The organism is Vibrio sp. HI00D65 (assembly GCF_001635455.1).
In the GTDB taxonomy this organism is placed as follows: domain Bacteria; phylum Pseudomonadota; class Gammaproteobacteria; order Enterobacterales; family Vibrionaceae; genus Vibrio.
Genome location: NZ_LWEH01000166.1, coordinates 1 through 220 on the forward strand (window position 1 = coordinate 1; position 220 = coordinate 220).

The window sequence follows — 220 nt, forward strand, 5'->3', positions numbered from 1 at the left end:
CAATCAACAGCGTACAAGGAGATTATTCGATTACACGAATTTCAATAGCAAATATGCCATGAATTGGAATCATCTCTTTGTATTCGTGAAAGCTGTAGAGAAGCTCAACGCCCTCATCAATTGAATCACTCAAATTAGATAACACTCCTAGCCCCTCCGCCATTAATAACGCTCTTGGGTCAGGATAGTTTCTTACGCCTAGTACTTCGACAGTCATTGC

General features: G+C 40.9%; 1 pseudogene. It reads right to left on the reverse strand.

The window, feature by feature from the left end:
* Positions 1–22 precede the first annotated feature (22 nt).
* Positions 23–220: pseudogene (locus A3712_RS14390) on the reverse strand (hypothetical protein); the annotation flags it as partial.